13 protein-coding genes are annotated in these 12,273 nt (G+C 73.5%); 11 read left to right on the plus strand and 2 right to left on the minus strand.

Annotated features, from left to right (window positions below):
- The first annotated feature begins 17 nt into the window (after positions 1-17).
- From ACZ6ZN_RS15365 to ACZ6ZN_RS15400, 8 genes are all read left to right on the plus strand, one after another.
- A complete protein-coding gene (locus tag ACZ6ZN_RS15365) occupies positions 18-1,781 on the plus strand; it encodes a sensor histidine kinase (protein WP_469646419.1) in 1,764 nt (587 codons plus the stop codon).
- A gap of 26 nt (positions 1,782-1,807) precedes the next feature.
- Complete coding sequence (locus ACZ6ZN_RS15370; RefSeq protein WP_469646421.1) at positions 1,808-2,776, plus strand: response regulator; 969 nt, start codon at positions 1,808-1,810, stop codon at positions 2,774-2,776.
- A gap of 148 nt (positions 2,777-2,924) precedes the next feature.
- Positions 2,925-3,158 (plus strand): hypothetical protein, encoded by a 234-nt coding sequence (locus tag ACZ6ZN_RS15375; RefSeq protein WP_361301215.1) that lies wholly within the window; start codon positions 2,925-2,927, stop codon positions 3,156-3,158.
- A complete protein-coding gene (locus tag ACZ6ZN_RS15380) occupies positions 3,158-3,784 on the plus strand; it encodes a pilus assembly protein TadG-related protein (RefSeq protein WP_469646920.1) in 627 nt (208 codons plus the stop codon). Before ACZ6ZN_RS15375 ends, ACZ6ZN_RS15380 begins: the two co-directional genes overlap by 1 nt.
- A gap of 16 nt (positions 3,785-3,800) precedes the next feature.
- The gene (locus tag ACZ6ZN_RS15385; RefSeq protein ID WP_469646424.1) at positions 3,801-4,382 is read left to right on the plus strand and encodes a hypothetical protein; all 582 of its coding nucleotides are present in this window, start codon (positions 3,801-3,803) and stop codon (positions 4,380-4,382) included.
- Positions 4,383-4,390: 8 nt separating this feature from the next.
- Positions 4,391-5,038: an OmpA family protein gene (locus ACZ6ZN_RS15390; protein WP_469646427.1), complete on the plus strand. Its 648-nt coding sequence runs from the start codon at positions 4,391-4,393 to the stop codon at positions 5,036-5,038.
- A gap of 104 nt (positions 5,039-5,142) precedes the next feature.
- Complete coding sequence (locus ACZ6ZN_RS15395; RefSeq protein ID WP_469646429.1) at positions 5,143-7,257, plus strand: hypothetical protein; 2,115 nt, start codon at positions 5,143-5,145, stop codon at positions 7,255-7,257.
- Entirely contained in the window at positions 7,254-8,102 is an 849-nt protein-coding gene (locus ACZ6ZN_RS15400) for a hypothetical protein (protein WP_469646432.1), read from the plus strand. Before ACZ6ZN_RS15395 ends, ACZ6ZN_RS15400 begins: the two co-directional genes overlap by 4 nt.
- 28 nt (positions 8,103-8,130) lie before the next feature.
- On the opposite strand, the gene ACZ6ZN_RS15405 is transcribed toward ACZ6ZN_RS15400, so the two are convergent.
- Positions 8,131-8,547: a DUF192 domain-containing protein gene (locus ACZ6ZN_RS15405; protein WP_469646434.1), complete on the minus strand. Its 417-nt coding sequence runs from the start codon at positions 8,545-8,547 to the stop codon at positions 8,131-8,133.
- A 180-nt stretch (positions 8,548-8,727) separates the two neighbouring features.
- Between ACZ6ZN_RS15405 and ACZ6ZN_RS15410 the strand changes: the two genes are divergently transcribed.
- The 3 genes from ACZ6ZN_RS15410 (at position 8,728) to ACZ6ZN_RS15420 (ending at position 11,051) form a co-directional block, all read left to right on the plus strand.
- Positions 8,728-9,609, plus strand: coding sequence for an LLM class flavin-dependent oxidoreductase (locus tag ACZ6ZN_RS15410; RefSeq protein WP_451877740.1), 882 nt, complete (start codon positions 8,728-8,730; stop codon positions 9,607-9,609).
- 70 nt (positions 9,610-9,679) lie between these two features.
- A complete protein-coding gene (locus ACZ6ZN_RS15415; RefSeq protein ID WP_451877739.1) occupies positions 9,680-10,171 on the plus strand; it encodes a GNAT family N-acetyltransferase in 492 nt (163 codons plus the stop codon).
- Positions 10,172-10,247: 76 nt separating this feature from the next.
- Positions 10,248-11,051, plus strand: a complete 804-nt coding sequence (locus ACZ6ZN_RS15420) for a class I SAM-dependent methyltransferase (RefSeq protein WP_469646439.1) — start codon at positions 10,248-10,250, stop codon at positions 11,049-11,051.
- On the opposite strand, the gene ACZ6ZN_RS15425 is transcribed toward ACZ6ZN_RS15420, so the two are convergent.
- Complete coding sequence (locus tag ACZ6ZN_RS15425) at positions 11,052-12,218, minus strand: winged helix DNA-binding domain-containing protein (protein WP_469646442.1); 1,167 nt, start codon at positions 12,216-12,218, stop codon at positions 11,052-11,054. It lies immediately after the preceding gene.
- Positions 12,219-12,273: the final 55 nt, after the last annotated feature.

The raw sequence follows: 12,273 nt of genomic DNA on the forward strand, positions 1-12,273 counted from the left end.
GGGGAGGAGGCGACAGCATGTCGATGACAGGGGAACGCCACGGTCTGCTGGGCCGTCGCCGCCGCCGCGCGGACCGCAACCCCGAGATCACCACGCCACCGGCCGGCACGGTCCTCCCGGCCCACGTCCGCACCGGCGCCCCCGACGTCCCGGTCACCTCGGTGACCCCGGCCCTGCCGCCGGGCTGGGAGGCGGCGGGCGCGGTGGGCGGCGAGCCGACACTGCGGATCGCGGGCGCGGGCGCGAGCGCGGGCGGTGGTGGCGGCGGTGGTCGCGGGCGGCCGGTGGGGACGGGGGGTGCGGGGAGCGCCGCGCAGGGCCCGGGGGCGGGCCCGGAGGGCGCCGTGGGCACTCGGGGGGCGGGCCGGACGCCGGTGCGTGCCGCCGCTCCGGCACCGGCCCCCTCGGTCCCGTCATCCCCTCCACCGGCTCAGGCACCCGCGCCCGCGCCCGGGGCAGCGCCCGAGGCGCCCGGCCGCCGCCCGGACCGGCCGTCGGGGGACACCGCCCAGGTCGACGCCCCTCAGAACGGCGCCCCGGCCCCCGCCGGTCCGGCCATCGACATCCAGGTCAACGCCCTCCAGGCCATGTGCCGGCAGGTCTTCGGCTTCCGGCTCGCCATGATCGCCCTGGCCACGCCCACGGCCCTGGTCAACGCCCACGACGGCCTCCCCACCCGCCTGGTCGGCGCCGCCGTGGTCGTCACCTTCATGACCTCCTACGTGCTCTTCCGGGACTGGGAGCGCTTCGGGCCCCTCCTCCTGCGGCACCCCACGCTCCTCGCGGCGGACACCCTGTTCGGCGCCCTGCTCCTCATCGCGGCGGGCCCCACCAGCACCCTCGCCTACGTCAGCGTCTGCACCCCGCTGCTGGCCGGCCTGGTCTACGGCTGGCGGGGCGCGGCCGTGTTCGCCTCGCTCCAGGCGCTCTTGCTGCTCCTCATCCACGCGGCCCAGGAGGATCCGGCGCCCGGCATCGCCGAGACCGCCCTCCTGCCCGGCCTCTGCGTGATCGCGGGAGCCGTCGGCTCCAGCCTCCGCAACCTCATGCTCCGCTTCGGCGCCGCCACCCAGGCCCTCACGACGGTCCAGGCGCGGCTCGCCGTCACGGAGGCGGTGAGCGCCGAACGAGCCCGCCTGGCCCGTGAGATGCACGACTCGGTCGCCAAGACCCTGCACGGCGTGGCCCTCGCCGCGGATGGTCTGACGGGTTCGGCGGGCGCCGAGCGCATGGATCCGGCCCTGGTCCGGCAGCAGGCCGCGCTGGTCGCCCGTTCGGCCCGCCGGGCCGCCGCGGAGTCCCGCGAACTCCTGGCCGACCTGCGTCGCGAGTCCGACCCGTCCCAGGCGACCGACGTGCTCGTCGAACTGGCCGCCCGCACCCGTGACTTCAGCGCCCGGACGGGCCTGCCCGCCGTGTACCGGCCCATCGGCGACCACGCCGTACCGCCGGTTCCGCCCGCGGTCGCCCGGCAACTGCTCACCATCGCCTCGGAGGCCATGGAGAACGCCCATCGCCACGCGGAACCGACCCGGGTGGACGTCTGCGCGGGCGTCCACGCCGGGCTGCTCCGCATCAGCGTCCACGACGACGGCCGGGGGCTCCCGCCGGGCACCACCCTCGAACAGCTGCGCCGGGCCGGGCACTTCGGCCTGGTCGGCATGGTCGAGCGGGCGGCGTCGGTCGGCGCCCGCATCCGCGTCGGCCGTGGTGCCCACCCCCGGGGCACGGAAGTCCGCCTGGAACTCCCCCTGGCAGCCCTGACGACCCCCACGGCGTGACCCCCACGACCCGAGAGGAGGCACCGATGCCGGACCAGCCGCCCCACCACCCCGGCGCGTTCCAGCCGCCGCCCCCGCAGAACCCCTTCGCCGGTTGCCCGCAACCGGCGCCCCCGGCTCGCCCCCTCCGGGTCGTCGTCGCCGACGACAATCCCGTGGTGCGCGCGGGCCTCACCGCCCTGCTCTCCGGTCGCGAGGACATCGAGGTGGTGGCCGAGGCGGCCGACGGCGGCCAGGCCTACGAGGCGGCCCGGCAGCACCGCCCGGACGTGGTCCTCCTCGACGTCCGCATGCCCGGCGTGGACGGCATCTCGGCCCTCCCGTACCTGGTGGGCATCGCCCCGGTCGTGATGCTGACCTACAGCAGGGAGTCGGAGATCGTCCAGGAGGCCCTGCGACGGGGGGCGGGCGGCTACCTGGTCCACGGGGAGTTCACGGCCGATCAACTGGTGCAGGCGGTACGGGACATCAGGGAGGGCAGGCCCCACTTCACGCCCACGGCGGCAGGGGCCCTGCTCACCCAGCTCCGCCGGACCCAGCAGCCGCCGACTGCACCGCTCCCCGAGGGCCTGGGTCAGTCGGGGAGTGCGACTGCATACGGAGTTTCGCCAGACGGGCATTCGCATAGTCACACTCAACAGGCTGTTCAAGCAGCGGGTTTCGGGGCAGAGCCTGCTCCCCATCCAGTCGTTTCGCCGGAAAACCTTTCGCACATGCAACCGCGTGTGGCACAGTCGTCGTCTGGGTGGTCGAGTGGCCGGCCGGCTGCTGTCGACAGGTCGCGGTTCCAGCTGAGTGCGAGGGAGGCGGAGATCATGGACCTCATCGCGTCCGGGATGAACAACCAGCAGATCGCCGCCACGTGCTTCATCAGCGAGAAGACCGTCAAGAACCACATCAACCGCATCTTCGCCAAGCTCCACAGCACGAGCCGTGCCGAGGCCGCGGCGAAGTGGATCGGCACGGCGCCGGACGCACAGCGGGGACGGGGGTGACCTCCGGTGACGGCATGGGTGAGGAAGACCGGGGTGGGCCCGAGCGATTGGGCCCGTAATTGGGCCCAGGGGCCCTGCGGCCGAGAGCCCGTCCGGCCGTACGTTCCTCGTGCCGAAAGCGGCACAGCCGAAACCGGAGGGGAACACCATGAGCGACCTGATGCTGAAGACCGCCGTCGCGACCAAGGTCCGCGTGAACGGCTGGAAGAACACGACGGTCGAGGCGATGCAGCGCCGCGCCGGCGACAAGGGCCAGACGGCGGTCGAGTACCTGGGCATCATCGCGGTGGTGGTGGCCATCGTGCTGGCGATCACGGGCACGAACATCGGTCAGACGATCCTTGGAAAGATTCAGGCGCAGATCGCCAAGGTCGCTCCTTGATCCGAGCGCGCCGCTACGGTGACGCAGGGCAGGCCTTCCCCATCTACATCACGGTGGTGGGGGGCCTGCTCTTTCTCGCGTTCGCGTACTTCGCGGTCGGCCAGGCCGGGGCGAACAGGAATGGCGCCCAGACTGCCGCGGATGCCGCGGCTCTGGCAGCCGCGCAGGACAAGCGTGACCAACTGGCGGGCGCGTGGCTGAAGGACGTGCTGGAACCGAAGAAGTGGCTGCAGATCTTCGCCGGCGACGCCGAAGGGCTCCAGCCTTCTTGCTGGCGGGCCGGCGAGTTGGCAGCACGGAACGACGCGCGGTTGGCGGGACTCGAGTGTCTGCCGGACACGCCGCTGAGTTTCGTGGTCGAGGTCGAGACCAACAAGTCCGTCGGCGAGTCCATCGTTCCCGGCACCGAGGAGCAGAAGGCCAACGCGACGGCCAAGGCCGTCATCGAGCCCCGCTGCGACTTCGACCCTCCGACCGGTGAGGTCGATCCCGACGTGTTGCCCAAGCTCTTCTGCAAGGGTGGCAAGGACTGGGAACTGAAACCGGACGACCTGTCCATCCTGCCGGAGCCCGAAGAGCTCTTCGACGTCCACCTGGCCGAAGAACCACAAGCGAACGACGAGTGACGAAGGAAGCTGAGAAATGAGCATTCGGTTCACCGCGAAGGCCTGCAGGGGGATGGTCGCGCTGACCGTTGCGGCCGGACTGGCCCTCGGTGCGGCCGGCTGCAGCGGTGGCGGCGACAACGATGACAAGTCGAGTCCGTCGGCCTCGGCCCCCGGAAACACTGGATCCAAGCCGAGTGCTCAAGAGGGCCAGTCGAAAACGCCCTTGGCCGAGCTGAGGGGCACGGATGGCCTGCTTCTGCAGATCACTTCGGCGGCGAGAGACTCCGGCGGCTTCCTCACTGTCAACGGCACCGTCAAGAACGACGGCGACAAGTCCGTGGTTGTTCCACCACAGACGAGTGGTGACGAGACGGAAGTCATCAAGCACGGCCCTTCCCTCGGTGGGGCCACCATCGTGGACCCGAAGGGAAAGAAGCGCTACTACACCCTTCGTGACACCGAAGGGCGGCCGTTGACCACCACCGGCCTCGGCAACCTGGAGGCCGGCCAGACCCTCCCGGTCTTCATGCAGTTCCCGGCGCCACCTGCCAGCACCACGGACGTCACCCTGCAGGTGCCCACCTTCTCCAGCGGCTCCATCAAGATCTCCGGGTGAGGACCGCCATGACCCCCACGCGCAGCCGGCCGGCGACGCCACGTCTCGCCCTGGTCCTCACCGCCGCTTCCCTCATGGTCGCCGCGAACGTCTACGGTGCCGTCTCGGCCCACGCCGACGAGACACCCGGCGTCCCGCCCGGCACGGAAGCCACCGCCTCCGCCCCGGTGGAGGTCGACCCCGCCGATCCCGATCTCAAGCTTCCCGAAGGCGCCACCCTCGCCGAGCCCAAGGTGCTCGACATCAAGCAGGTCGTCGAGGACCAGAGCGGTGACGAACGTCGGGAGGACACCAACTCCGACGTCAAGTTCGCCCTCCAGGCCGAGGTCCTCTTCGGCAAGGACAGTGCGAAGCTCAGCGCTCCCGCCAAGGCCCGGATCTCCGCCATCGCCGAGGAGATCAAGGCCCAGAACGCCACGAAGATCCGCGTCTTCGGCTTCACCGACAACCTCGGTTCCTCCGCCCACGGCGACGTCCTGTCCCGCAAGCGCGCCGACGCCGTGCAGAACGTCCTGGACCAGGAACTGACCAGCGCCGGCGTCACGTACGAGGTACGCGGCTACGGCGAGCAGTACCCGATCGCCGACAACTCCACGGAGTCGGGGCGCAAGAAGAACCGCAGGGTCGAGGTCTCCTTCCCCCGCTCGGAGAGCTGAGAGGGCGACCCCTTGGGCCCCGAATTGGGGCCACGGGCCCATCCCGCTCCGCCGCTCCCTCCCTAGCCTCGGTCATGTCGTGAACCAGGGAGGGGGCGGCGGCGATGGCCTGGATCGGCGGACCGAGAGAGCCCGTGCCGGAAGCCGCCGGGCAGCCGTCCGGACACCTGCCCGGCGGCGGCCGGCAGCCGATGCCACCCGCCCTCGCGGCCGCCCTGGTCCTCCTCCACACCCTCTTCGCGATCACCCTGGCCGGCGGCCTCGGCCTGCTCCTCACCGCGGCCTCGTACGACGCCGTCGACGGCCGCCTCCTGGCCCTCACCGCCTACGCGGCGGCCCCCGGCGTCCTCGGCTGGTGGCTGGCCCGCCGCACCTGGCAGGGCGGGAGCAGAACCCGCGCCGCCCTCATGGCCGTACAGCTCTGGTTGCTCGTGGGCGCGGCGACGAGCATCACCCAGGGTTCGCCCCGGGGCTTCACCCAGCTCTTCCTGCCCGTCCTGGTCCTGTACTTCCTCACCCGGCCGGACAGCCGCGCCTGGTACCGGCTCCCGGAGAACCGGCGCGCGGAACGCCGCCCCTTCTCCCTGCCCCGGATGATCCGCTGGCGCCGGGACGAGGGCCAGACGGCGGTGGAGTACGCCGGTCTCGTCGCGGTCGTCGCCGCGGTCGTCACGGCCCTCCTCGTCAGCGGCCTGGGCCCGCAGATCTACGGCGGCCTGCAGGCGGCCGTCTGCAAGGTCACCGGCGCGGCCTGCCCGGCCGGTCCGGCACCCGGCGACGGCACGGACACCACGACCGCCCACGGCAGGGCGGGCGGCGACGAGCACGACGGAACGGCCCCCCATCCCGACGGCGGGACGGCCCCCGAAGCCGGCGGTGGACAGGCCCCGGGCGAAGAGAACGACGCCACCCGCCCCGCCGACGGCGGCTCCGTGGGCGACGAGAAGGACGACGACGGCTGCTTCTCCGGCGCCGGGGCCTTCTTCGGCTGTGCCGGCGACCAGCTGAAACAGGTCGGCGAAGGACTCGTCGTCGACGGCATCGGCGGTGAGCTCGAAGGCATGTGGGACACCGTCACCCACCCGCTCGACTCCCTGGAGGGCTTGAAGGACTACGGCGGCGTCATCGCCGACCAGTGGTCGCAGGACAGTGGGGACGCCGCCGACAAGTGGGCGGCGGGCGACCACCTCGACGCGCTCACCGACTGGGGCGGCGCGACCGTGAACTCGGGCGGGAGGATCCTCGACGACATGTTCGTCGGGGACGACGTCCGCGACCAGTGGAACCAGGGCAACGAGACCCGCGCCGTCACCACCGTCATCTGGAACGTCGGCTCCCTCTTCATCCCCGGCTACGGCGAGGCCAAAGTCGCCGGCAAGGCCGGCAAGCTGGGCAAGCTCGGGAAACTGGGTGACCTGGGCAAGCTCACCGACAAGGCCGTCGGCGCGGCCGAGGACGCCCGGAAGGCCGCCGGCGCCGGTGACGCGGCGGGCGCGCGCAGGGCGGCGAAGGAGGCCGACGAAGCGGCGGACGAAGCCGAACGCAGGGCCCGGGAGTCGGGCTGCCCCATCGCCGCCCCGCCCCGCAGGGCCCCGTTCGGCGGCGGCCCCGGCACCGGCACCACGGTCCTGGCCGCCGCGCGGGCCGGTGGCGCCCACGTCGTCCTCGCGGAGGACGGCTGCGACGAGGAGGCCAGGCAGCAGGCCCAGGAGGCCCGCAAGCAGGCGGACGAGGCGGACCGGGCCGCCGACGAGGCCGAGCGGAGCACCAGGCCGGCCGACGCCTGGCAGGCCGGGGACGACATCCCCGGCCCGGCGCGCGGCAAGGTCCTGAAGTTCCCGAACAAGCGCCACACTGTCAGCGGAGCGTCCGGCGGACAGGTGAAGGAGCGCAACACGGTGATCCTCAGGGGCAACGAGGACCTCGTCCGAGCCGACATCGAGGGAATCGCGAACGGCCGCGCCACCCTGTCGGCCGACGGCAACACCTACGAGATCAACGGCCGTGCGTACGAGGTCGAGGGCAACGGGACGGTCTTCCCGAAGTCGGGCCCGGGCCTGGTGCAGATGGACCGCATCGAGTACGCGGCGCTGAAGGAGATCGCGCGCAACAAGGGCGACGTCGGCGCGTCGCAGCAACTGCGGCGCGACCCGAAGTTCGTGGGCAACCCGGAGAAGGTCGAGAAGGCCAAGGCCGTGTACGACGGGACGTACCGGTGATCGCGAACCTCTTCACCGTCGCGCCGCTGACGCCGGACGACCTGCGCCGCGCCCTCGCCCGGCTGCTGCGGGTCCCGCCCGCGGCCGTCGACGCCGCCGACGCCGACGGCGACCAGGAAGGACGCGACTGGGACGCCCCCGTGCTGTGCACCCGGCGCCTGCTGCCGCCCGGTGACCTCGCCGTCGAACTGGACGTCACGGTGCGGGACGACACCGCCGCCGGACTGACGGAGGGGGAACTGGCCCTCCGCCTCGCGGCCGCGACGGGCAGCTCCGTGCTGCACCCTGCGGACCTCGACCTGCCGAGCGCCTACTGGGCGGCCGTGCCGGACGGCCGCACGGTCAGATGCCGCCTCGAACCGGTCGACGCGGGCCCCGACGACACGGCCTACCGGGTGGAGGCGGTGGAGGAGGAGGTCCCGGACCTTCCCGGCGCACGGGTGGAGGTCCTCCCGGAGATCCTCGACCGCGAGCCGATCGGCACCCCCGTCTCCGACGCCTTCCTCGCCACCCTCCCGGAGGGCGCAACCGACGGCGTCGAGGCCCACGTCCGCTACGACCTGCGCGTGTGGGAGCGCCTGGTCCGTCGGCTGCACTCCGGCTGGGCGCCCTCCGGGAAGTACCGGGAGGACCTGTTCCGCCGTGACCTCCGGGCCCGTGACGCGCTCGAGCGGCACATCGGCGCGCTGGACGAGACGCACGCCGGTGGTCTCCGGGTGGCGGTGGCGGCGCTGGACGAGGGGTTCACCACCGGTACGGAGGCGACCGCGCCGGACGACGAGGAACAGGGCGAGCGGGCCGGCTGGTGGTGGTATCGCGTGCCCCGCCGGACGCCGTGGCGATGAGCGGGCGGCGGCGCGGACCCGCGGGGGACTAACCCGCGTCGGCCACGACCTCCACCCGGGCCCCCTCGCGCAGCCCCCACCCGGCCATCACCCCGGCAGCCGCCTCCACCACATGCCGTGCCGCCGGCCGTGGCAGGCCCAGCCGCCCCGGCCGCATGGTGCGCACGGCGAGGACACGCAGGTGCCGGTCGAGGTAGGCGACGTCGATCGGCATCCGCATCCGGAAGGTGTGCACGCTGTTGGCGGGGGAGAGCAGCAGGGCTCCGGCGACCGCGTCCCGCCCCAGCAGCCCCTTCGTGCGTGCCCGGTACGACGTCGCGATCTCCAGGGGGATCCGCGCGGCCTCCGCCCGGCCTCCCTCCGCGACCCCGTCCCCGTCCCCGTCCTCGTTTTCCATCCCGTGCACGATCAGTTCCCCGTGCCCGTCGCGCCAACGCCGTCCCATCCGTGCCGCCCCTCAGACCCTCGGTTCCGCTCCGGTGTTCTCCCAGCGCCCCTGCGCCGTCCTTCCCGCCCGAAGGTATCCCCGGCCGCCCGGCGCCACATGGGCCCACGGGCCCAGTGAGCGGAGCGGTGCACCGCAGTGCCTTGTTGAGCGCTCGCCGGGGCGGGTAGGAAGCTCCGCATGACCACACTCGGTGCCGTCTTCCGTCCCCAACTGGCCCCGGAGCGGCTGCGCTCCGTCTGCGACGCCGCGGAGAGCGCCGGGCTCGAGGAACTCTGGCTGTGGGAGGACTGCTTCATGGAGGGCGGGATCTCCACCGCCGCCGCGGCCCTCGCCTGGACCGAGCGCGTGCGGGTCGGGGTCGGCCTGCTGCCCGTGCCGTTGCGGAACGTGGCCCTGACCGCCATGGAGATCGCCTCGTTGCACCGCATGTTCCCGGGACGGGCGATGGCCGGCGTCGGGCACGGCGTGCAGGACTGGATGGGGCAGGTGGGCGCCCGCGCCGAGTCGCCGGTGACGTTGCTGCGGGAGTACCTGCTCGCACTCCGCGCCCTCCTGGACGGGGAGCGCCTGACGACCCATGGGCGGTACGTCCGGCTCGACGGCGTCGCCCTCGACTGGCCGCCGGAAGGGCGCGCGAGCGGCGGCGTGCTCGCCGGTGCCACCGGCCCCAAGTCGCTGCGGCTCACCGGTGAGGCCGCCGACGGGACCATCCTCACGGCCCACACGAACGCCGACGGCGTCCGGGAGGCCCTGCGGCTCGTCGCCGAGGGACGGGCGGCGGCGGGGCGGGCGGCCGGGCCGCACCGGGTCGTCGTCAACCTCCTCACCGCCACCGGGCCCGGCGCGGACGACCGGCTCCGCGCCGAACTGGCTGCCGAGGGCGTGGCGGCCGTGCCCGGCCTGGGCGTCGCGGGAGACGCCAAGGCGGTGGCGGCGGCCATCGAGCGGCTGGTCGAGGCGGGGGCCGACACCGTCGTCCTGCAACCGACGGCCGACGAGACCGACCCGGAGGCGTTCGTCCGCTTCGCCGCGCAGGAGGTGCGTGCCCTGGTGCCGTGAGGGCCGGCCACCGCTCGCCTCACGACCCGCGTCACCGGCCGTTGTCAGTGGCTGCTGCCACACTCCCGCCATGAGCGATGACCTCACGGACGACGACGTCCGCCTGCGCGACGTGGTGGACGCCGACCTGGAATTCTTCTTGGCGTACGAGCATGACGAGGAAGCGGCGCGCCGGTCGCGGTTCACGCCCCGGCCGCGCGAGGCGTTCCTGCGGCACTGGAGGACCAGGGTCCTCGGGGACGACACGAACCTCGTGCAGACGGTGACCGTGGCCGGCGAGGTGGCCGGCAACATCGTCGCCTGGTGGGAGGAGGACCGCCGTTTCCTCGGGTACTGGCTGGGGCGGGCGTACTGGGGGCGCGGCGTCGGCACTCGTGCCCTGGCCCTCTTCCTGGAGCGGGAGACCAACCGCCCGCTGTACGCCGACCCTTACCTGGGCAACACCGGCTCCGTGCGGCTCCTGGAGAAGCACGGCTTCCGCCGCACCGGCACCGTCCACCACGGCGAGGACGAGCACGTCCTGCTCGTCCTCGAAGAGGCCCGAGAGGCCGGCGAGGACTGACAGGCCGGGGAGGACCGAGGGGAGAGCCGCGGAAAACAACGGGCACCGGCCCCTGGCGACCTGGCACCATCCCCCCATGACATCCCCGGCACCCCCCACCTTCGAAGAGCTCGTCGACGAGGCCGTCGCCGCCCCGACCGACGGGTGGGACTTCTCCTGGTTCGAGGGCCGGGCGACGGAGGCGCGCCCCTCCTGGGGGTACGCGGTGTCGGCGGCCGGACGGCTGGGCCGCGCGCAGGCCGTGCTCGACGTGCAGACCGGCGGCGGCGAGGTGCTGGACTTCGCGCTCGCCCGGGCCGGGAGGCGGCCGCCGCTCGCCGTCGCGACGGAGGGCTGGGCCCCCAACGTGGCCCGGGCCACGGCACTGCTGCGCCCGCGCGGCGTCGCCGTCGTCGCCGCTGCCGAGGACGACCCGCTGCCCTTCGCCGACGGCGCCTTCGACCTGGTGCTGAGCCGGCACCCCGTCCGCCCGCGGTGGGAGGAGATCGCCCGGGTGCTGAGCCCCGGGGGCACGTACTTCGCCCAGCACGTGGGGCCGGCCAGCGTCTTCGAGCTCGTCGAGTACTTCCTGGGGCCGCAGCCGCAGGAGGTGCGCGACGGCCGCAGGCCCGACCACGAGCGGGCCGCCGCGGAGGCCGCCGGACTCGAGGTCGCCGAGCTGCGGGCGGAGCGGCTGCGCATGGAGTTCCACGACATCGGCGCGGTGGTCCACTTCCTGCGCAAGGTGGTGTGGATGGTCCCCGGTTTCACCGTCGAGGCGTACGAACCGCAGCTGAGGGCGTTGCACGCGCGGATCCTGGCCGACGGGCCCTTCGTCGCCCACAGCACCCGGCACCTCTTCGACGCCCGCAAGCCCGGAGGTCGAGGACCCGCCGCCTGATCACGCGTGGGGCCCGACGGTCACCTCGCCGAGGACCAGTTCCGCGGTCGCCTCGAGCACCTCGCCGACCCGCTCGGCCTGCTCGCCCAGCTCCCGTTCCTGCCGCGCCGTCAGGGAGCGCAGCACCTCGACCGTGACGGTCGTACGGCGGCCTCGGCGGCGCTGGTGCCATACCCCGGCGACCACCCCGTCCACCAGCAGCACGGGGAAGTTGCCCGCCTGACCCCCGGCCAGGGCCCGCCGGTACGCCGCCCCGGGGAACAGCCGCTCGCGGGGCTGCCCGGCGACGACGAACGCGTCGAAGTAGGGCAGCAACCGCACCCCGCGCGCGGGCCCGCCGGGGAACTCGGTGTCCCCGGCCGCCACCCAGGCCGGGCTTCCCTCGAACTCGACCTCCTCGATCCGGCCCGCGGCGGCCAGTTCGGCGAACAGGGCCGCGGCCCAGCCCGGCGGCGCGGCCAGCCACCGCGCGAATTGCGCAGCGGTCAGCGGGCCGTAGGCGCGCAGCTGGCGCTGGACGAAGGCGGGCAGTGCGTCCTTCGGGGCCGGTGTCCCCCCGCCCGTCCTCGGCGGGTGGGTGTACGTCGCCTTGCGGCCGCGGGCTGGGCCGAAGCACAGGGCGCCCGCCCAGCCCGCCCGGTGCATGGCCTGCCGCCAGCGCGGCCACAGGTCCTGGAACGCGGGCATCACCCGGTCGCCCGCCCACGGCCCGGTACGCGCGACGACCTCCTCGCCCAGTTCGTCGAGCGTCAGGCACCGGCCGTCGAGCGCCTCACCGATCGCCGCCACCACCTGGCCGGTCTGCTCCTCGGTGAGCCGCACCCCGGGCGGGAACGGGTTCGGCCCCGCCGGCACCGCGGTCAGGACCGCCGACCAGAGGGGGAGTTCACCGGCGGGAAGCAGATGGACCGTCCCGCGGGGACCGTACGTCCTGACCAGCGACCGGTCGTCCAGGAGCGCGGTCCGCACCTGCGTCCGCGTCACCCCGGGTGTCATCCGCAGCCCCACCGACAGCTCGGCCGCGGACTGCACCTGGGCATGAGCGCCCCGCATCGCACGGACCACCTCGGCGGCCGGCACGTCCGGCGTCGCCGCACCGGCCAGGAACTGCCGCTCCGCCCGCCGCGCGCCCACCGCGTCCCACATGAGCGTCCTGTTCGTCGTCATGGAGCCACGCTAGGGAGCGAGGAGGACAGAGTGTGTCCTAAATGCTACAGACGGT

The sequence above is a fragment of the Streptomyces sp. NPDC053665 genome, assembly GCF_055585285.1.

What these genes read in the sequence shown, in the direction of transcription:
- ACZ6ZN_RS15365 (WP_469646419.1), top strand. Translation starts at nt 18, where the DNA reads ATGTCGATGACAGGGGAACGCCACGGTCTGCTGGGCCGTCGCCGCCGC.
- ACZ6ZN_RS15370 (WP_469646421.1), top strand. Translation starts at nt 1,808, where the DNA reads ATGCCGGACCAGCCGCCCCACCACCCCGGCGCGTTCCAGCCGCCGCCC.
- ACZ6ZN_RS15375 (WP_361301215.1), top strand. Translation starts at nt 2,925, where the DNA reads ATGAGCGACCTGATGCTGAAGACCGCCGTCGCGACCAAGGTCCGCGTG.
- ACZ6ZN_RS15385 (WP_469646424.1), top strand. Translation starts at nt 3,801, where the DNA reads ATGAGCATTCGGTTCACCGCGAAGGCCTGCAGGGGGATGGTCGCGCTG.
- ACZ6ZN_RS15390 (WP_469646427.1), top strand. Translation starts at nt 4,391, where the DNA reads ATGACCCCCACGCGCAGCCGGCCGGCGACGCCACGTCTCGCCCTGGTC.
- ACZ6ZN_RS15395 (WP_469646429.1), top strand. Translation starts at nt 5,143, where the DNA reads ATGGCCTGGATCGGCGGACCGAGAGAGCCCGTGCCGGAAGCCGCCGGG.
- ACZ6ZN_RS15405 (WP_469646434.1), bottom strand. Translation starts at nt 8,547, where the DNA reads ATGGGACGGCGTTGGCGCGACGGGCACGGGGAACTGATCGTGCACGGG.
- ACZ6ZN_RS15410 (WP_451877740.1), top strand. Translation starts at nt 8,728, where the DNA reads ATGACCACACTCGGTGCCGTCTTCCGTCCCCAACTGGCCCCGGAGCGG.
- ACZ6ZN_RS15415 (WP_451877739.1), top strand. Translation starts at nt 9,680, where the DNA reads ATGAGCGATGACCTCACGGACGACGACGTCCGCCTGCGCGACGTGGTG.
- ACZ6ZN_RS15420 (WP_469646439.1), top strand. Translation starts at nt 10,248, where the DNA reads ATGACATCCCCGGCACCCCCCACCTTCGAAGAGCTCGTCGACGAGGCC.
- ACZ6ZN_RS15425 (WP_469646442.1), bottom strand. Translation starts at nt 12,218, where the DNA reads ATGACGACGAACAGGACGCTCATGTGGGACGCGGTGGGCGCGCGGCGG.